Genomic DNA, 18915 nt, shown 5'->3' on the forward strand with positions numbered 1-18915 from the left:
GGCGGGCGGGCGTGCGGTTCAGCGGACCTCGATCCGGTCGTAGACGGGGACGCTGAACGGGTTGAGCGCCACGTGCGCGAGGCGCTGGGAGTAGCCGGCGCTGCCGTTCTGGTACCAGAGCGGGATGGCGGCCATGTTGTCCCGCACGACCCCCTCGGCCTGCTGGAACAGCCCGACCGCGGCCGCCTTGTCGCTCGCGGCGTTCGCCCGGTCGACGAGCTTGTCGAAGTCCTTGTTCGACCATTTGCCGTCGTTGGAGGAGGCGTTCGTGTAGTAGAGCGGCTGGAGGAAGTTCTGGATGAGCGGGTAGTCCATCTGCCATCCGGCGCGGAACGGCCCGGACATCTTGTGCTGCGCGATCTGGTTGCGGAAGTCGGCGAAGGTGCCGACCGGGTTGCCCACGCAGGCACGGTCGTTGCCGAGGGCGTTGTTGATGGAGTTGCACACGGCGTCCACCCACTCCCGGTGCGAACCGGAGTCCGCGTTGTAGGTGATCCTGAGCTGCCCGCCGGGCAGCCCGCCGCCCTCCTGGATCAGCTTCTTGGCCCGCCCCGGGTCGTAGCGGCACGCGTCGCCGCACAGCCCTTCCTTGAAACCGCCGTCGGTGCCGAGGACGGGTGAGGTCCAGTCACTGGCGGGGGTGCGGGTGTGGTGGAAGATCGTGTCGGTGATCTGGTCCCGGTTGATCGCCATGGACAGGCCCGTGCGGACCTTCTCCGTCCCCGGTCTGTTCCACCGCGGGTCGTAGTAGGGGAAGGCGAGGGTCTGGATGATGCCGGCCGGCTCGGTGATGTACCGGCCGCCGAGATCGGACTTCACGTTCCTGAGCTGCGAGGCGGGCACGTCGTCGCTGAGGTCGAGGTTGCCGGCCAGCAGGTCGGTGTAGGCGGTGTTGCTGTCGGTGTAGACCTTCAGGTCCACGCCGTTGTTGCGGGCCTTGTCCGGGCCGGGGTAGGCGCCCCACTTCCGCAGGGACATCATGAAGCCGCGCGTGTAGGAGTGGACCAGGTACGGGCCGTTGCCGACGGGCTTCTTCAGCCAGTCCGCGTGGTGGTCGAAGAACGCCCGGGGCAGCGGGGCGAAGGCCACGTAGCCGAGGGTGTCCGGGAACGTGGAGAACTTCTGGCCCAGCCGGACGGTGAAGGTGCGCCGGCCGGTCACCTTCAGCCCGGAGAGGGTGTCGGCGGTCTGGGTGCCGGAGGCCGGGTGCACCTTGTCGTAGCCCTCGATGTACCCGAAGAAGTACGCGTTCCTCTGGTTGTTCCTCAAGCTCGCGCCGTAGTTCCAGGCGTCGACGAAGGACCGGGCGGTGACCGGCTCCCCGTTGCTGAACCTCCAACCATCCTTGACGGTGACGGTGAAGTTCCGCGAGTCGGACGTCCCGATGCTCTCGGCGAGCATGTCCTCGGCCGCGCCGGTCCTCGGGTTGTACCGCTTGAGCCCCCGGAAGACCATGTCGAGCACCTTGCCGCCCTGTACCTCGTTGGTGTTGGCCGGCTCGAGCGGGTTCTGCGGGTCGCCCCAGGAGGAGCTGAACACCCCGGGCGCGGTGCCGCCGCCGTCCGCGCCCCCGCCACAGGCGGCCACCATGAGGGCGGCCACCGCCGCCCACAGGGCGTGCCTGGCTCCACGCATGGGGTGCCTCCTCGAGGGTGTGCGCCTGCCCTCGGCGCCGGGACACTGTCCTTTATCGCCACTATCGGCCCGAAGACCCCTCATCACACGCAACGCCACCCGACTGGCCGCACCCCGTCCGGACCGGGGCGTCGGGCCGCCGCAAGCGAAGGCGGCAGGCCGCCGCAGCCAGGGCGTCAGGCCGCCACCAGCGATGCTTCACAGGTGTGGACCAATGGTTGCCGACACGCCATCAGTTACCTCGTTTCCGCAGGCCACACGGTGTTTGACGCACCGTTGACGGGTGCGGAGCGACGCTGATAGACACACTCATCACCCATCCGGCGTCAGCCGATCCGGCCCGATTCAAGCCGTTCCCCGAACCGCCGTCCCCGTGCAGTGATGACGTGAGGTCAGCATCGATGAGCACGCAAGACCAGCACGGCAGAGGGCGCTCGCGCCCGGACCGTCCACGACACCGTTCAGCGCGGCTCGTCGCCGCCGCCCTCACGGTCTCCGCCGCCCTCGCCCTGCCCCAGCAGGCCGAGGCGAAGGAGAGCGACGCGGTCCTCACCGTGGCGGTCGCCCAGAGCGTGGACTCACTGAGCCCGTTCCTCGCGACCCGCCTGGTCAGTACCAGCATCAACCGGCTGATGTACGAGTACCTGAACGACTACGACCCGGGGGACGCCCACCCGGTCCCGGGCCTCGCCACCCGGTGGAAGCCGTCCGCCGACAAGCTCACCTGGACGTACACGATCCGCTCCGGCGCCACATGGTCGGACGGGCAGAAGGTCACCGCCGAGGACGCGGCGTGGACGTTCACCAAGATGATGACCGACGACAAGGCGGCCACCGCGAACGGCAGCTTCGTCGCGAACTTCCGGAAGGTCACGGCTCCGGACCCCACCACGCTCGTCATAGAACTCAAGAAGCCCCAGGCCACGATGACCGCGCTCGACGTGCCGATCGTGCCCAAGCACGTCTGGGAGAAGGTCGGGGACTTCGGGACGTTCAACAACGACAAGAGCTTCCCCGTGGTCGGTGACGGGCCGTTCGTCCTGACCGGTTACAAGCCCGACAGCTATGTGCGGCTCAAGGCCAACAAGAACTTCTGGCGGGGCGCCCCGAAGTTCGACGAGCTGGTGTTCCGGTACTACAAGGACCAGGACGCGGCGGTGGCGGCGCTGCGCAAGGGAGAGGTGTCCTTCGTCGCGGGCTCGCCCTCCCTGACACCTGCTCAGGCCGCCGCGCTCCAGGGCGTGAAGGGCATCAAGGTCAACGACGCCCCGGGCCGCCGCTTCTACGCCATCGCCACCAACCCCGGCGCCCGGGCGAGGAACGGGCAGAAGTTCGGCGACGGCGACCCCTCCCTCCTGGACGAGCGGGTGCGGCACGCCCTGTTCACGGCCGTCGACCGCAGGTCACTCGTCGACAAGGTGTTCCAGGGCCACGCCGTCGAGGGCCAGGGTTACATACCGCCCCGCTTCTCCACGTACTTCTGGAAGCCGTCGGCGGCCCAGGAGCTGGCCTACGACCCCGCGAAGGCCGCCAGGCTCCTCGACCAGGCGGGCTACCGGAAGAACGCCGACGGCAAACGCGTGGGCAAGGACGGCAAGCCCCTCACCTACCGCATGCTGTGCCACGCCACCGACCCGAACGACAAGGCGGTCGGCCAGTACCTGAAGGAGTGGTGGGGCAAGCTCGGCATCGGCCTGACGCTCGACTGCCTGGACAACGTGACCGACCCCTGGCTCGCCGGCAGATACGACCTCGCCTTCGACGGCTGGTCCGTCAACCCCGACCCCGATTTCGTGCTGTCGATCCACACCTGCGCGGCGCTCCCGGCGACCCCCAAGGACACGGCCGCCACGGACAACTTCATCTGCGACAGGCAGTACGACGACCTCTACGCCCGGCAGCTCGCGGAGTACGACCCCGCCAAGCGGGCCGACCTCGTCAAGCAGGCCGAGTCGCGGCTGTACGACCTCGGGTACATGAACGTCATGGCCTATCCGAACGCGGTCGAGGCCTACCGGACGGACCAGATCGCGTCGATCACCACCATGCCCCGGAAGGCGGGCAACATCTACGGCCAGGACGGTTACTGGAGCTGGTGGTCGGCCGTACCGGCGAACTCCGGTGACTCCTCGGGCGGTTCCTCCTCCACCGGGGTCGTCGTCGGCATCGTCGCGGGCGTCGTGGTCCTCGTCGGCGCCGGGGTGTTCCTCGGCCTGCGGCGCCGCGCCACCGCCGAGGACCGTGAGTAGTGGAACCGGCGCGCGAACCGCGGACACATGCCGGAACCCCGTACCTGCGGTACGCGGCGGGCAAGGCGGGCGGCGCCGCCGTCTCCTTGCTCGCCGTCCTCGTGACCAGTTTCTTCCTCTTCCGGCTGATCCCGGGCGACCCGGTGAAGTTCATGACGGGCGGCCGTCCGGTATCGGCCGCGCAACTGACGGCCTACCGCAGGGAGTTCGGTCTCGACCTGCCGTTGTGGAAGCAGTTCACGGGCTACTGCGGCAAGGCGCTCACGGGCGACCTCGGCACGTCGTACCAGTTCCGGGCCCCGGTCATCGACAAGATCACCGAGGCGCTGCCGAACACGCTGCTGCTCACCGGCACCGCGTTCGTCCTCTACACGGTCCTCGGCGTCGTCCTCGGCACCCGCTCGGCGTGGCGCCACGGCCGGCTCGGCGACCGGCTCAACACCGGTGTGGCGCTGACCCTGTACTCGATCCCCTCCTTCTGGCTGGGTCTGCTGCTCATCATCGTGTTCGCGGTGGGCATGGGCCCGGTCCCGGGTGTGTTCCCGACCGGCGGCATGGAGTCGGGCGGCAAGGAGGGCTTCGCGTACGCCGTCGACGTCGCCCACCATCTCGTCCTGCCGGTGATCACGCTGGTCGCGGTCGAGTACGGACAGACGCTGCTGGTCACCCGCTCGGCGCTGCTCGACGAGATGGGCGGCGACTATCTGACCACCGCGCGCGCCAAGGGCCTGAGGGACGACCTGGTCCGCCGCCGGCACGCGGTGCCGAACGCGCTGCTGCCGACCGTGACGCTGGTCTTCGTCAATCTCGGCCGGACGGTCGCGGGTGTCATCCTCGTCGAGACCGTGTTCTCCTGGCCGGGCCTCGGCGGGCTCTTCTACCAGGCGCTGAGCGTGCCCGACCTGCCCCTCGTCCAGGGGCTGTTCTTCGTCTTCGCCTCGGCGGTGATCCTCATGAACACGCTGGCGGACCTGATCTATCCGCTGCTCGACCCCCGGGTGGGCCGATGACGACCGACACGACTCCCCCGGGCGGGCCGACCCGTACCGCCACGACTGCGCCGGTGGCGAAGGCGAGCCCGCGCGCGCTCGCGTGGCAGCGCCGCCGCCGCTCCACCGCCCGCTTCTGGACGCAACTCCGCACGCACCGCGCCGGGCTCGTGGGCCTGGCCGTCCTCGTCCTGTTCGCCGCGGTCGCGCTCACCGCGCCGCTGACCGTCGGTTCCGACGTGTCCAGTGTGACCGGCGCGCCGGGCCGGCCGCTTCAGCATCCGAGCGGTGGGTTCCCGCTGGGCACGGACCGCTTCGGGCGGAACCTGCTGGGCCTGGTGGTGTGGGGCTCGCGGATCTCGCTGCTGGTCGGACTGCTCGCGGCGGTGCTGTCCGTGGCGATCGGCGCACTGGTCGGGATCACCGCCGGTCACTTCCGGGGCGCCTACGCCACGGTGACGATGCGGATCACGGACTGGTTCCTGGTGATGCCGACGCTGGTCCTCGCCATCGCGCTCGCCACCGTGATGTCCCGCTCGCTCGGCACGGTGATCCTGGCGATCGGTGTGACGTCCTGGCCGACCACGGCCCGGCTGGTGCGGGCGCAGACGCTGGCGGTGGAGTCCAGGCCCTACATCGAGCGGGCGCGGGCGCTCGGCGGCGGCCACGCGCACATCATGCTCCGGCACGTGCTGCCCAACGTCATGCCGCTGGTGCTGGCGCAGACGACCCTGATGATCTCCTCGTCCATCCTCGCCGAGGCGACGCTGGCCTTCCTCGGCATGGGCGACCCGACGGTGGTGTCCTGGGGCGGTCTGCTCCAGGACGCCCGCGAGGCGGGCGCGGTCAGCTCCGGCGACTGGTGGTACCTGGTGCCGCCGGGCATCGCGATCGCCGTCGTCGCCCTGGCCTTCACGCTGTGCGGCCGCGCGGTGGAGTCCGTCCTCGATCCCCGGCTGGGGGTGGAGCGTTGACGCTGCTGGAGGTGAGGGATCTGGAGGTGACCTACGCCGGCGGGGCCGCCGCCGTGCGGGGCGTCGACCTGGTGCTGGAGGCGGGGCACAGGCTCGGTATCGCGGGCGAGTCGGGCTGCGGGAAGTCCACCCTGGCGCTGGCCCTGCTGCGGCTGCTGCCGCCCGGTACCCGGGTCGGCGGGCAGGTCCTGCTGGACGGCGAGGACGTGCTGACGATGCGGTGGGGGCAGGTCAGGGCGGTCCGCTGGGCGGGGGCCTCGATCGTCTTCCAGGGAGCGATGCACTCCCTCAACCCGGTGCACCGGGTCGGCGACCAGATCGCCGAGCCGATGCTGCTGCACCGCAAGGCGACCGCGGCCGAGGCGAAGCGCAGGACCGGCGAACTGCTGGAGCACGTGGGCCTCCCGGCCGCACGGGCGACGGCGTTCCCCCACGAACTGTCCGGCGGCCAGCGCCAGCGCGTGATGATCGCCATGGCGCTGGCCTGCGACCCACGGCTCGTCATCGCCGACGAGCCGACCACGGCCCTGGACGTGATGATCCAGGCGCAGATCCTGCGGCTGATCGGCCGGCTCGTCGCCGAACAGGACCTGGGCCTGATCATGATCAGCCACGATCTGGCCGTCCTCGCCGAGACCTGCGACCGGCTGGCGGTGATGTACGCGGGCCGGGTGGTCGAGGAGGGCCCGGCCCGGCAGCTCTACGACGACGCCCGGCATCCGTACGCCCGCGCCCTGTCCGCGGCGTTCCCCCGCATCGGCGACCCGGCCTCCCGCTATGCCCCACGCGGCCTGGCGGGCGATCCGCCCGACCCGTCCGCCCTGCCGTCCGGCTGCGCCTTCCACCCGCGCTGTCCGGTGGTCCTGGACGGCTGCGCCACCCAGGACCAGGAGTTGCGGGACGCCGGCCCGGGCCGCCGGGCGGCCTGCGTGCATGTGTCGCCACACCCCGCCCCCGGTCCGACGGCGGCGACGGAGGACGCGAGGAGCAGCCCATGACGACCTCACCGACTGCATCACCGCTGCTGAGCGCGGAGGGACTGTGCGTGGCCTTCCCCGGGCGCCACGGCGGTCTGCCGTCCCGGGCGGTGGACGGTGTGGACCTCGACATCCGCCCCGGGGAGATCGTGGCGCTGGTCGGCGAGTCGGGCTGCGGCAAGACGACCCTGGCCCGGGCACTGCTCGGCCTGGTACCGCCGACGTCGGGACGCGTCCGCTTCGCCGGACGGCCGCTCGACTACTCCGCCCGGGCCCTGAAGGCGTATCGCAGACGCGTCCAGCTGGTGCTCCAGGACCCGAGCGGATCGCTCAACCCCCGGCACACGGTGCACGAGGCGGTCGCGGAGGGGCTGCGCATCCACGGGTACGGCGCAGACGAGCAGACGGCGGTGTCGCGCGCCCTCTCCCGGGCGGGGCTCCGCCCACCGGAGCGCTTCTTCCTGCGCTATCCGCACGAGCTGTCGGGAGGCCAGCGCCAGCGCGTGGTGATCGCGGGCGCGCTCGTCCTGGACCCGGAACTGATCGTCGCCGACGAGCCGGTGGCCTCCCTCGACGCCTCGGTGCGCGGCGAGATCCTGGCCCTGCTGCTGCGCCTGCGCACCGAACTGGGCCTGTCCGCGCTTGTGGTGACGCACGATCTGGGCCTGGCCTGGAACATCGCGGACCGGGTGGCGGTCATGTACCTGGGCCGGATCGTGGAGACGGGCGACGTCGAACAGGTCCTGACCGCCCCACGGCACCCCTACACCCAGGCGCTGCTCTCGGTCCTCCCGGAAGCCCCGGGTGCCCCCGTCGTCCTGTCCGGCGAACCCCCGGACCCCTCGCGCATCCCCACGGGCTGCCGCTTCCACCCCCGCTGCCAGATCCTGGCCGGCGGAGAGGCGGAACGGGCGGGCGTCGCGGACGCGTGCCGGACCCGGGACCTGGAGGTGCTGGGCGGGGGCGACGGCGGGCAGGTGGCGTGCCACTGGGCTCGGACCGTCGTCGCCCCTTGATGGCTTGGGCGGCCCGTCACCTGCGGAAAAACGCCGGTTCCCGGCACCTTACGAGGTACCGGGAACCGAACAGATGCCGGACAGACGTCAGGCCGCGTGCACGACGTCCTTCTCCTCGGCGAAGTGACACGCCGACTCGTGGGCCGTGGGGGAGTCCGCGTCCTTGAAGCGCTCGGGGATCGCCAGCAGCGGCACCTCCTCGGCGCACCTGTCCGTGGCCTTCCAGCAACGGGTGCGGAAGCTGCAGCCCGAGGGCGGGTTGGCCGGGGAGGGCACGTCGCCGGTGAGGATGATCCGCTCGCGGTGCTCACGGGCCTCCGGGTCCGGCACGGGGACCGCCGACAGCAGCGCCTGGGTGTAGGGGTGCGTCGGGTGATCGTAGATCTGCTCGTCGTCGCCGATCTCGACGATCTTGCCGAGGTACATCACGCCCACGCGGTCCGAGATGTGCCGGACGATCGACAGGTCGTGCGCGATGAACATGTAGGAGAGGTTGAACTCGTCCTGCAGTCGCTCCATCAGGTTGATGACCTGCGCCTGGACCGACACGTCCAGGGCGGAGACCGGCTCGTCGCAGATGATGACCTCGGGGTTCAGGGCCAGGCCGCGGGCGATGCCGATGCGCTGGCGCTGACCGCCCGAGAACTGGTGCGGGTAGCGGTTGATGTACTCCGGGTTGAGACCCACGACGTCGAGGAGCTCCTGCACCCTGCGGCGCCGGTCGCCCTTGGGGGCCACCTCGGGGTGGATGTCGAAGGGCTCGCCGATGATGTCGCCCACCGTCATACGCGGGTTGAGCGACGTGTACGGGTCCTGGAAGATCATCTGGATGTTGCGGCGGACCGCCTTGAGGGCCTTGCCGGACAGCTTGGTGATGTCCTGGCCCTTGTAGAAGATCTCACCGGCGGTCGCCCGCTCCAGGTTCATCACGAGCTTGGCCACCGTCGACTTGCCGCACCCGGACTCGCCGACGATGCCCAGGGTCTCGCCCTGGTAGAGGTCGAAGGAGACGCCGTCGACGGCCTTCACCGCGCCGATCTGACGCTTGATGACGACGCCCTGGGTCAGCGGGAAGTGCTTGACCAGGTTGCGCACCTGCAGAATCGGCTCGCCCCGGTGGACCGGCGCGTCGAGGGCGGCGACCGCCTCCTCCTCGGAGTGCACGTCGGCGACGTCCACGGCGGAGACGTTCGGTGTCGCGTCCTGCGGCTCGCCGGTCTTGGTCGGCTCAGCCATGGATCGTCTCCTTCCAGAAGTGGCACGCGCTGGCGCGGCCGGGCAGTTCCGTTCCGTCCGGCTCGGTCACCGGGACCAGTGGCGGACGCTCCGTGCGGCAGATGTCCTGCGCCTTCTCGCACCGCGGGTTGAAGGCGCAACCGCCGGGCACCTTCAGCAGGTTGGGCGGCAGACCCTTGATCGCGTAGAGGTCCTGGCCCTTCTGGTCCAGGCGCGGGATCGAGTCGAGCAGCCCCCGGGTGTAGGGGTGGGCCGGGCGCTTGTACAGCTCGTGCACCGGCGCCGTCTCCACGATGCGGCCCGCGTACATCACCGCGATCTTGTCGGCGACGTCCGCCACGACACCCAGGTCGTGGGTGATGAGGATCAGACCCATCTGGTACTCGCGCTGCAGCTCCGCGAGCAGGTCCATCACCTGGGCCTGGACGGTCACGTCGAGGGCCGTGGTCGGCTCGTCGGCGATGATCAGGTCCGGCTCCAGGGCGAGCGCCATGGCGATCATGATGCGCTGGCGCATACCGCCCGAGAACTGGTGCGGGTAGTCGTTCACGCGCGCCGCGGCCGCCGGGATCTTCACCCGGTCCATCAGCTCGATCGCCTTGGCCTTGGCCTCCTTGCGGGACAGCCCCTGGTGGACGCGGAACATCTCACCGAGCTGGAAACCCACGCTGAGCACGGGGTTGAGCGATGAGAGCGCGTCCTGGAAGATCATCGCGATCCGCGCGCCGCGCAGCTTGCGCCGCTCCTCGGCGGACATCTTCAGCATGTCCTCGCCGTAGAAGCGGATCTCTCCCTGCGGGATGCGGGCCGGCGGCATGTCGAGGATGCCCATGATCGCCTGCGCGGTCACGGACTTGCCGGAGCCGGACTCGCCGAGCACGGCGAGCGTCTCCCCGGAGTTCACCGAGTAGTTGACGCCGTTGACGGCCCGCACCACACCCTCGCGGGTCTGGAACTCGACGTGCAGGTCACGCACTTCGAGCAGCGGGCCGGTCTTCTGGGCGTCGTCGGGTCGCGGAGCCGGGACGGCGTCCGTCGGTTGGATGGTGGTCACGTACGCCTCCCTCAGCGCATCTTCGGGTCGAAGGCGTCGCGGACGACGTCGCCGAGCATGATGAACGCCAGCACGGTGATGCTCAGGGCGCCGGCCGGGAACAGCAGCGCGTGCGGCGAGGTCAGGAACCGGTCCTGGGCGTCACTGATCATCAGACCCCACGAGATGTTGGGGTACTGGATGCCGATGCCCAGGTAGGACAGGGCGGCCTCGGCGGCGATGTAGACACCGAGGTTCATGGTGGTGATGACGATGACGGGGGCCAGCGTGTTCGGCAGGATGTGCCGGAACGCGATCCGACTCGAGCCCGCGCCGAGCGCACGGGCGGCCATCACGTAGTCGTTGTACTTGTTCGAGATGACCTCGCCGCGCATGATCCGGAAGACCTGCGGCCAGCCGAGGATCGCCATGATGAACGACACCGTCCACACGTCGCCGCCGCCCCAGATCGACATGATCAGCAGACCGCCGACGATGAGCGGCAGGGCCGAGAAGACCTCGGTGATCCGGGACAGCACCGCGTCGATCCAGCCGCCGACCAGACCGGCCAGCATGCCCAGCAGGCCGCCGAGCAGGGTGGTGGCGACGGTGGTCACCACACCGACGACGATCGAGTTCCGGGTGCCGTACACGGTCCGCGTGTAGATGTCGCAGCCCTGCACGTCGAAGCCGAACCAGTGCCCGGACGACGGCCCGTTCATGGAGTTCTGCAGCTGGCAGAAGCCGTCCGAGAACGGGGAGCGTGCCGTGAACAGGCTGGGCACGATCGCCAGGGCGAGCAGGCAGACGATGATGAAGGCGGTCCCGAGGAACATGGGCCGCTTGCGCAGGTCCGCCCAGCCGTCCTTGAGCAGGCTGGCCTGACGGGCCGCCGCCTTCTCCTCGGCCTCGATCTCCTTGGCGAGGGAGGCCTCGTCGGTGGTGGGCCTCTCTATCGTCTTCTCACTCATAGCGGATCCTCGGGTCGAGCACGGCGTACATCAGGTCTACGAGGAGGTTGGCGGCCAGGTAGATCAGCACCAGCAGGGTCACCAGCCCGACGACGATCGGCCGCTCGCGCAGATAGACGGACTGGGCCAGCTGGCCACCGATACCGGGCATGTTGAACACCCGCTCGGTGATGATGGCGCCGCCCATCAGAGCGCCGAGGTCGAAGCCCAGGAAGGTGACGACCGGGATCAGGGAGTTGCGCATCGCGTGCAGGCCGATGACCCGGCGCCGCGGCAGACCCTTGGCGATCGCCGTGCGGACGTAGTCCGCCCGGAGCGACTCCGTCAGGCTCGTCCGTACCAGTCGCGCGATATAGGCCATCGAGGTCGAGGCGAGCACGATGGCCGGGAGGATGTAGCTCTGCGGCCAGCCCTTGTCGATGCCGGCGACCGGCGTGGCCTTGAGGTTCACGCCGAGCTCCAGCTGAAGGACGCTGCCCAGCACGAAGACCGGGATGGAGATCAGCAGGAGGGTGGCGACCAGCACCACGTTGTCGAGGAACTTGCCCTTCTTCAGCGCCGACATGATGCCCGCCAGGATGCCGATGACGGCCTCGATGGCGAAGGCAGTCAGGCCCAGCTTGAGCGTGACCGGGAACCGCTCGGCGACGATGTCCGAGATGGCACGGCCGTTGTAGGTCTCACCGAGGTCACCGGTGAAGACGCCACTGATGTAGTGCCAGTACTGCTGGTACAGCGGCTCGTTCAGGTGGTAGTGCGCGCGGATGATCGCCGCGATGTTGGGGTCGGCGCGCTTGTCGCCGGCCAGTGCCTGGATCGGGTCGCCGGGCAGCGCGAAGACCAGGCAGAAGATGATGAACGTGACGCCTATCACCACAGGGATCACCTGCAGGAGGCGGCGCACGACGTATCGGCCCATGGGTGCTCCAGAGGGGGGTGCTCGATCCGCCCGTGGCCGGGGCGGCGGCACTGTCGGACGGGAGACGGCAGAAGGGGTGAGCAGGGGAAGGCTTCGAGCCTCTCCCCCTGCTCACCCTCTGGCCGCGTGTCGGACCTGCTCAGATACGGCTCAGCCGAGCTTGACCGTGTCCCAGAGGACCTGGTGGCCGGCGACCGTCATCGACTTGATGTTCTCGCTGAAGCCTGCGTTCAGCGTGTAGAAGTACACCGGGATGTACGGCAGGTCCTTCAGGAGGACGTCGTCGGCCTGCTGGTAGATCTTGACGGCTTCCTCGTGCGTCGGGGCCTGGTCGCCCTTGACGAGGAGCTTCTCGAAGTCCTCGTTGACGTAGCCGGAGTAGTTGGAGCCGTTGGCGATGGCGTCCTTCGAGAAGACCGGACGGAGGTAGTCCTCCATGTCCGGGTAGTCCATGCTCCAGGCCATGCGGAACGCGCCCTGGTACTTCTTGGCGTCCAGGTCGTTGAGGATGGCCTGGAACTGCTCGAACGGCTTGGCCGTCACCTTGATGCCCAGGTTCTGCTGGAGCTGGTTGGCGACCGCCTCGACCCACTCCTTGTGGCCGCCGTCCGCGTTGTAGCCGATCTCCAGCGTGTTGCCGGGCAGCCCGCCGGCCTGCTTGTAGAGCTCCTTGGCCTTGCCCGGGTTGTAGGTGCAGGCCTCACCGCAGGCGCCCTTGCGGTAGCCGTCGATGATGGGGCTGATGTAGTCGTCCGCGGGCGTACGGGCACCGACGAAGACCTTCTCGGCGATCGTCTTCCGGTCGATCGCCATGGAGATGGACTTGCGCAGGTCCGCGTTCTGGAACGCCTTGTTGTACTTGATCGGGAAGCCGATGTAGCCGACGGCCGAGTCGGCCTCGTCGATGGTGCGGCCCGGCAGGTCCTTCTTGTAGGTCGGCAGACCCGAGGTCGGAACGTTGATGTCGATGTCGAGGTTGCCCGCGACCAGGTCCTTGTAGGCCGTGTCCAGGTTCGAGTAGATCTTGAAGTCGACACCCTTGACCTCGATCTTCGAGGCGTCCGGGTACTTGTCGTACTTGACGGTGTCGATTTCCTGGTTGTGCTTGACCTTCCCCTTCATCATGAAGGGGCCGTTGCCGATCGGGGCCTCGCCGAAGCCCTTCGGGTCCTTGAAGAAGGCCTTGGGCAGCGGGACGAACGCGGTGAAGGACAGCTGCGAGGTGAACGCCGAGAACGGACCGTCCAGGGTGACCTGGAGGGTGTTGTCGTCGATGGCCTTCAGACCCGACATCTTGTCGGTCTTGGGCTTCTTGCCCTCGCCCGGGTTCAGGTCGCTGTAGCCCTGGATGTGGCTGAACAGCGGGTTGGTCTGCTGGGCGTTGGTCTGGTTGGCGCCGTAGTTCCAGGCGTCGATGAAGGACTGGGCGGTGACCTTCTCACCGTTGTGGAAGGTGTAGCCCGGCTTCAGCTTGATCGTCCAGACCTTGTTGTCCTTGGTGTCGATCGACTGCGCCATGGCGTTGACGACCTTGTTGCTGCCGTCAAGCTTGGTCAGACCCGTGAAGAGAGCGTTGATGACCTGGCCGCCCTCGGTCTCGTACGTGTTGGTGGGGACCAGGCTGTTCTGCGGCTCACCGATCTCCATCGACAAGATGCCGTTGCTCTTGCCGCCGCCCGAGCCGCTGTCCCCGCCACCACCACAGGCCGTCGCACCCAGCGCCACAACCGCGGCTATCGCAACCCACTTGGCGCTCTTGGCACCACGCATGGGGCTCCTCCTCATGAGTCCATTGGTTCACCGCATGGAGGGGCACAAGACGCATCACCGTCACCGGTGCCTGAAATGGTCAGGTGCCCCGCGCTCGTGAGTCGGCGCCACCAGCGGCGTGACCCTTTGATCCGAGCTCTACGCGCCTAACTATCTGCCATCGACCAGGGACGAACCACACCCCTAAGGTCTCGGTTCCATCACACCTGGCCCGTACATCTTCCAAAATCCGGACAAACGGTTTGCCGAAAGATCCCTGCGAAACGGACTTGTTACACATCTACCGGGGTACGGTGTCCGCATTCCGGACACTCGGGGGAAAAAATCCGGTTGCGGTTACGGTGAAGGTGTGCGGGGGCACCACTGGCGTGCGCGCACACCGATGCGCACCGTGCACGCGCCGACCCGTTCGGGTGAACGGCCGCCCCCGCTAAGCCTGTTCGCCGGCGATCCGCCTGGCATGGCCGGAATGCACGTCGGGAGCAGGGTAGTGCGCCCAGGTCCGACTGTGCGGCTCCCTGGAGAAGTGAAGGGTTTTCCCTATCCCGCTGTTGTGCGCGGCAGGGCCGAGCACCCCGTACAGCGGAGCGCCCGGCCCTGTCGTGGCTGGCCTGAAATCAGCTGTGCTTGGCGCGGCTCGCGGCGCGGGCCCGCTCGCGCTGGTCCAGGACGACCTTGCGGATGCGGACCGCCTCCGGCGTCACCTCGACGCACTCGTCGTCGCGGCAGAACTCCAGGGACTGCTCGAGCGACAGCTTGCGCGGCGGCACGATCGACTCGGCGATGTCGGCCGTGGCGGACCGGATGTTGGTGAGCTTCTTCTCCTTGGTGATGTTGACGTCCATGTCGTCGGAGCGGGAGTTCTCGCCGACGATCATGCCCTCGTACACCTCGGTGCCGGGCTCCACGAACAGCGTGCCGCGCTCCTGGAGGTTCGTCATCGCGAACGCGGTGACGCTGCCGGAGCGGTCGGCCACCAGCGAGCCGTTGTTACGGGTCTGGAGCGGCCCGGCCCAGGGCTCGAAGCCCTCGTGGATGGAGTGGCCGATGCCCGTGCCGCGGGTGCTGGTCAGGAACTCGGTGCGGAAGCCGATCAGACCGCGGGAGGGGACCACGAACTCCATGCGGACCCAGCCCGAGCCGTGGTTGGACATGTTGTCCATACGGCCCTTGCGGACACCCATGAGCTGCGTGACCGCGCCCATGTGCTCCTCGGGCACGTCGATCGTCATGCGCTCGAACGGCTCGTGGACCTTGCCGTCGATCTCCTTGGTGACGACCTGCGGCTTGCCCACGGTCAGCTCGTAGCCCTCACGGCGCATCTGCTCGACCAGGATGGCCAGCGCCAGCTCACCGCGGCCCTGGACCTCCCAGGCGTCCGGGCGCTCGGTGTCCAGCACCCGGAGGCTGACGTTACCGACCAGCTCGCGGTCGAGGCGATCCTTGACCTGGCGCGCGGTGACCTTGCGGTCCTTGACCGTGGCCTTGGCGTTGGCGCCCTTGCCGGTGCCGCCCCTGCCGACCAGCGGCGAGGTGTTCGTACCGATGACCATGGAGATCGCGGGCTCGTCGACCGTGATCAGCGGCAGCGCGATGGGGTTCTCCGGGTCCGCCAGGGTCTCACCGATCATGATGTCGGGGATGCCGGCGACGGCGCAGATGTCACCCGGGCCGGCCTTCTCGGCGGGCTTGCGGGTGAGGGCCTCGGTCATCATCAGCTCGCTGATGCGGACGTTGCCGACGGTCCCGTCGCGCTTGATCCAGGCGACGGTCTGGCCCTTGCGCAGCTCGCCCTGCTCGACGCGGAGCAGCGCGATACGGCCGAGGAAGTTGTCGGCGTCCAGGTTGGTGACGTGGGCCTGGAGCGGGGCGTCCTCGTCGTAGGTCGGGGCCGGGATGTGCTCCAGGATCGTGGAGAAGAAGGGCTCCAGGCTGGTGGAGTCCGCCGGGACCGTGCCGTCCTCCGGCTTGGTCAGCGAGGCGATGCCGTCACGGCCGCAGGCGTAGACGATCGGGAACTCGATCTGGTCCTCGTCGGCGTCCAGGTCCAGGAAGAGGTCGTAGGTCTCGTTGACGACCTCGTCGATACGGGCGTCGGGGCGGTCCGTCTTGTTGATGCACAGGATGACGGGCAGCCGGGCCTGGAGCGCCTTGCGCAGCACGAAACGGGTCTGCGGCAGCGGGCCCTCGGAGGCGTCGACGAGCAGCACGACGCCGTCCACCATCGACAGACCGCGCTCGACCTCGCCGCCGAAGTCGGCGTGGCCGGGGGTGTCGATGATGTTGATCGTGATCGGGTCTCCGCCGTCCTTCGGGTGGTACTTCACCGCCGTGTTCTTGGCGAGGATCGTGATGCCCTTCTCACGCTCCAGGTCGTTGGAGTCCATGACCCGGTCGTCGACCTGCTCGAGCTGGTGGGCGGCGAAGGCGCCGGCCTGCTTCAGCATGCCGTCGACGATGGTCGTCTTGCCGTGGTCGACGTGGGCGACGATGGCGACGTTGCGGATGTCGTGACGCGTTGCAGTCACAGCCATATTGCGGCGTACTCCCGGAGTGGTGAGGACGGCTGCGCGTACGTCCTCGGTACGCGCGCCCTGCCGGGCTGAACGTGCCACGGCCTCACCCCATGGTACGGGGGTGCTGCGGCTTGAGGGCGTCGGAGGGGTTTTGGTGCAGTACGGCCCTGGTCACGCGGCACCCGGCGGCTGTGGGCTGTGCCCACCGGTTCCGTCCTGCGGAACGACTGCCCACAGCCGTGTCAGTGGCACGACTGCCACAGCACTAGGAAGCCTGGGGGGACGGTTTCGCGCCCTTCTTCAGGTAGCCCATGTCCTCGTAGACCGGGGTCTCGAAGCCGAACGAGCCCGCGTTCGCCAGGTTGGTGCGGGTGGCTGTGAGCTGGGGGCGCTGGTAGAGCGGGATCGAGGCCGCCGTGGCCCAGATGCGGGCGTCGGCCTTGCGGACCAGGTCCCGTTCCTCGTCCTCGTCCAGCGTGGCGATCGCCTGGTCGAAGAGCTGGTCCACCTGGTCGGTGCCGACCCGCGTGTAGTTCTGTTCGACGCTCAGCGAGCCGTCCGCCGCCGGTACCGGCTTGGCGAAGATCGGCCGGGCGTCGGTCGCGGGGAAGGCGGTCGCGGGCCAGGAGTACAGCGCCAGGTCGTAGTCCCCGGACGCGACGTGGTCCTTGAAGTAGCTGTCGTCGGGGACCTCGGTGATCGCCGTGCGGATCCCGATCTTCTGAAGCATGCGGGCGATGCGGTCGCCAACGGTCCGCAGGGTCTTCGAGCCCGGTCCGGAGGGCAGCACGAACCGCAGCTGCAGCGCCTTGCCGTCCTTGGCGAGCCCCCCGGAGGCGGCGCCGCCCGCAGCGGCCGTGCCCTTGGGCGCGTACGCCCCCGGCGCCCCGCCCGGACGCCGGTCGTGCTCCTGCTGGAGCTCGCCGTCGAGGTGTCTGCCCGCCTGGTCGTCGGCCGGCTTGTTCGCGTGGTCGCGGGGGTCGTGCTGGGCGGGCGGCTTGTCGTCCTGGCCGACGATGTAGGCGCCGTCGTTGCCCGTGCCGTCCCCGTGCTCCGCCTTGTTGCCCTGGGGCCCGGCCGCGCTCTTCTTCTTTTTCGGCTCTTCCTTGACCGGGCCGCCGGGTACCCAGCCCGCCTCGGCCAGCAGCGCCTGCGCCTGGGCGGTGTCCTGTTTGCCGAGGGAGCCGCTGTTGTCCTGGTAGGCGTCCTGCCCGGCGAGCGCGAGGTGGCTGCCGACCGGCACGGCGGGCAGCCCGAGCGGCTTGAGGACCAGCCCGGCCAGCTCGGTGCGGTCCAGGGCGCGGGCGATCGCCCGGCGCACCCGCTCGTCGGTGAGGGGGCCCCGGGAGCCGTTGAGGGCGAGCTGGGTGTAGGCGGGGTCCAGGGACTTGCGGATCACAAAGCCGCGCAGGGCCTGCTGCTGCTCGGCGCCGGGTGCGCCCGTGGCGCCGCTGGGGGTCGCGGAGGGGCCCTGAAGCGGTTTGCTGCCCTTGTCGCGGGCGGCGAGGGTGATCCGCTCGGCGTCCTCCGGGTTCACCTCCGCCATGTCGACCCTGCCGTCGGCGAGCGCGGCGGCCCGCTGGTCGAGCGGCACGGCCACGAGCACGATCTGGGAGAGCTTGGCGGGCCGTCCCCACCAGCGCGGATTGCGGGCGAGGGTGACCTCCCCGCCCTTGCGGTCCACCTTGGCGAGGGAGAAGGGCCCGGCGGTGACCTTCAGGCCGCTTCTGGCCGCGTCGTTGAAGCTGTCCGGGGTGCCCGTGACGTCCTTCGGGTACAGCGGCGAGAACAGTGACCGCCAGTCGGCGTACGGCTTGGCGAAGGTGACCTTGACCTCGAGGTTGTTCGCGCCGCGCTCCACCTTCTCGATGCGGTCGTAGCCGGCGTTGCGGGCGGTCCAGTAGGCGTTGTCCTTGCCGGCGAGGGCCCGCCACTGGGCGGCGAAGTCGTCTGCGCCGATCTCCCGGCCGTCGCTCCAGACGGCCTGCTGGTTGAGGCGGTAGACGACGACCTGCTTGGGCTCGGTCGACACCACCTTGGCGGACTCCAGGAAATCCGGATCGCGCTGCGGGCGGCCCTGCGTGTCCAGCCGGAACAGCGAGGGCAGGACGGCGCCCGCGATCCGGGTGGTCGCGGCGTCGGCGTCCGCCTGGAAGGTGTTCAGGGTCTCGGGCACGGAGTCGACGGCCCAGCGCAGGGTGCCTCCGTCGGAGAGGAGGGCGCGGGCGGCGGGAGCGACGTCCTGCGCGGCGACCGGCTTGCTCTTCTGCTCGTCGTCGGCGCTGCAGGCGGCGAGCGTCGAGGCCGCGAAGGCTCCCGCGGTGAGGAACGCGACCGAGCGCAGTACCGCGCGCGGTCCGACGCCGTCGTGGGACATCACGTCTACCTCCGAGGGGCCGCTCCGCGGATGAGCGGGGTTAGGGCGTTATGATCCGGTTTGGGAGTATTGGGGGTATTTGGAGCTGATCAGATGTATGCGCCCACTGAAGAGGAAAGGGGCCGACGGGATGCGGCGACACGACGACGCGACGGGGCAAGCTCACCCATGTGGCGCAGCCGACCGCCTGTCCGGACCCCGGCCGCGTTCGCCGCGGAGTGGCGGGAAATTCGAAAACGCCCCCGCACACACC

The 18915-nt window shown here is 69.2% G+C and carries 13 protein-coding genes; 5 read left to right on the plus strand and 8 right to left on the minus strand.

Annotated features, from left to right (window positions below):
• Positions 1-18: 18 nt before the first annotated feature.
• Positions 19-1635, minus strand: a complete 1617-nt coding sequence (locus ACZ7L1_RS05455) for a peptide ABC transporter substrate-binding protein (protein ID WP_471434403.1) — start codon at positions 1633-1635, stop codon at positions 19-21.
• 401 nt (positions 1636-2036) lie between these two features.
• Here ACZ7L1_RS05455 and ACZ7L1_RS05460 point away from each other — a divergent pair, with 401 nt between their 5' ends.
• The 5 genes from ACZ7L1_RS05460 to ACZ7L1_RS05480 are packed head-to-tail and all read left to right on the plus strand — an operon-like array spanning position 2037 to position 7840.
• Positions 2037-3884 (plus strand): ABC transporter substrate-binding protein, encoded by a 1848-nt coding sequence (locus ACZ7L1_RS05460; protein WP_471434405.1) that lies wholly within the window; start codon positions 2037-2039, stop codon positions 3882-3884.
• Positions 3884-4894, plus strand: coding sequence for an ABC transporter permease (locus tag ACZ7L1_RS05465; protein WP_471434407.1), 1011 nt, complete (start codon positions 3884-3886; stop codon positions 4892-4894). The genes ACZ7L1_RS05460 and ACZ7L1_RS05465 overlap by 1 nt, the downstream gene beginning before the upstream one ends.
• Positions 4891-5847: an ABC transporter permease gene (locus ACZ7L1_RS05470; protein ID WP_471434408.1), complete on the plus strand. Its 957-nt coding sequence runs from the start codon at positions 4891-4893 to the stop codon at positions 5845-5847. Before ACZ7L1_RS05465 ends, ACZ7L1_RS05470 begins: the two co-directional genes overlap by 4 nt.
• Positions 5844-6845, plus strand: coding sequence for an ABC transporter ATP-binding protein (locus tag ACZ7L1_RS05475; protein ID WP_471434410.1), 1002 nt, complete (start codon positions 5844-5846; stop codon positions 6843-6845). The genes ACZ7L1_RS05470 and ACZ7L1_RS05475 overlap by 4 nt, the downstream gene beginning before the upstream one ends.
• Positions 6842-7840: an ABC transporter ATP-binding protein gene (locus ACZ7L1_RS05480; protein WP_471434412.1), complete on the plus strand. Its 999-nt coding sequence runs from the start codon at positions 6842-6844 to the stop codon at positions 7838-7840. Before ACZ7L1_RS05475 ends, ACZ7L1_RS05480 begins: the two co-directional genes overlap by 4 nt.
• Before the next feature lie 87 nt (positions 7841-7927).
• On the opposite strand, the gene ACZ7L1_RS05485 is transcribed toward ACZ7L1_RS05480, so the two are convergent.
• From ACZ7L1_RS05485 to ACZ7L1_RS05515, 7 genes are all read right to left on the minus strand, one after another.
• Positions 7928-9076 carry an ABC transporter ATP-binding protein gene (locus ACZ7L1_RS05485; RefSeq protein WP_471434414.1) on the minus strand — a complete coding sequence of 383 codons (1149 nt, stop codon included), beginning with the start codon at positions 9074-9076 and terminating at the stop codon, positions 7928-7930.
• On the minus strand, positions 9069-10130 hold the full coding sequence (locus tag ACZ7L1_RS05490) for an ABC transporter ATP-binding protein (RefSeq protein ID WP_471434415.1): 1062 nt from the start codon (positions 10128-10130) through the stop codon (positions 9069-9071). Before ACZ7L1_RS05490 ends, ACZ7L1_RS05485 begins: the two co-directional genes overlap by 8 nt.
• An 11-nt stretch (positions 10131-10141) precedes the next feature.
• A complete protein-coding gene (locus ACZ7L1_RS05495; protein ID WP_471434417.1) occupies positions 10142-11080 on the minus strand; it encodes an ABC transporter permease in 939 nt (312 codons plus the stop codon).
• Entirely contained in the window at positions 11073-11999 is a 927-nt protein-coding gene (locus tag ACZ7L1_RS05500) for an ABC transporter permease (protein ID WP_388991129.1), read from the minus strand. The genes ACZ7L1_RS05495 and ACZ7L1_RS05500 overlap by 8 nt, the downstream gene beginning before the upstream one ends.
• 150 nt (positions 12000-12149) lie before the next feature.
• Complete coding sequence (locus ACZ7L1_RS05505) at positions 12150-13769, minus strand: peptide ABC transporter substrate-binding protein (RefSeq protein ID WP_471434419.1); 1620 nt, start codon at positions 13767-13769, stop codon at positions 12150-12152.
• Between the two features lie 617 nt (positions 13770-14386).
• Entirely contained in the window at positions 14387-16303 is a 1917-nt protein-coding gene (gene typA / locus ACZ7L1_RS05510; protein WP_471434421.1) for a translational GTPase TypA, read from the minus strand.
• A 247-nt stretch (positions 16304-16550) separates the two neighbouring features.
• Positions 16551-18662: an ABC transporter family substrate-binding protein gene (locus tag ACZ7L1_RS05515; protein ID WP_471434423.1), complete on the minus strand. Its 2112-nt coding sequence runs from the start codon at positions 18660-18662 to the stop codon at positions 16551-16553.
• Positions 18663-18915 lie beyond the last annotated feature (253 nt).

Source organism: Streptomyces sp. NPDC107546 (assembly GCF_055639175.1).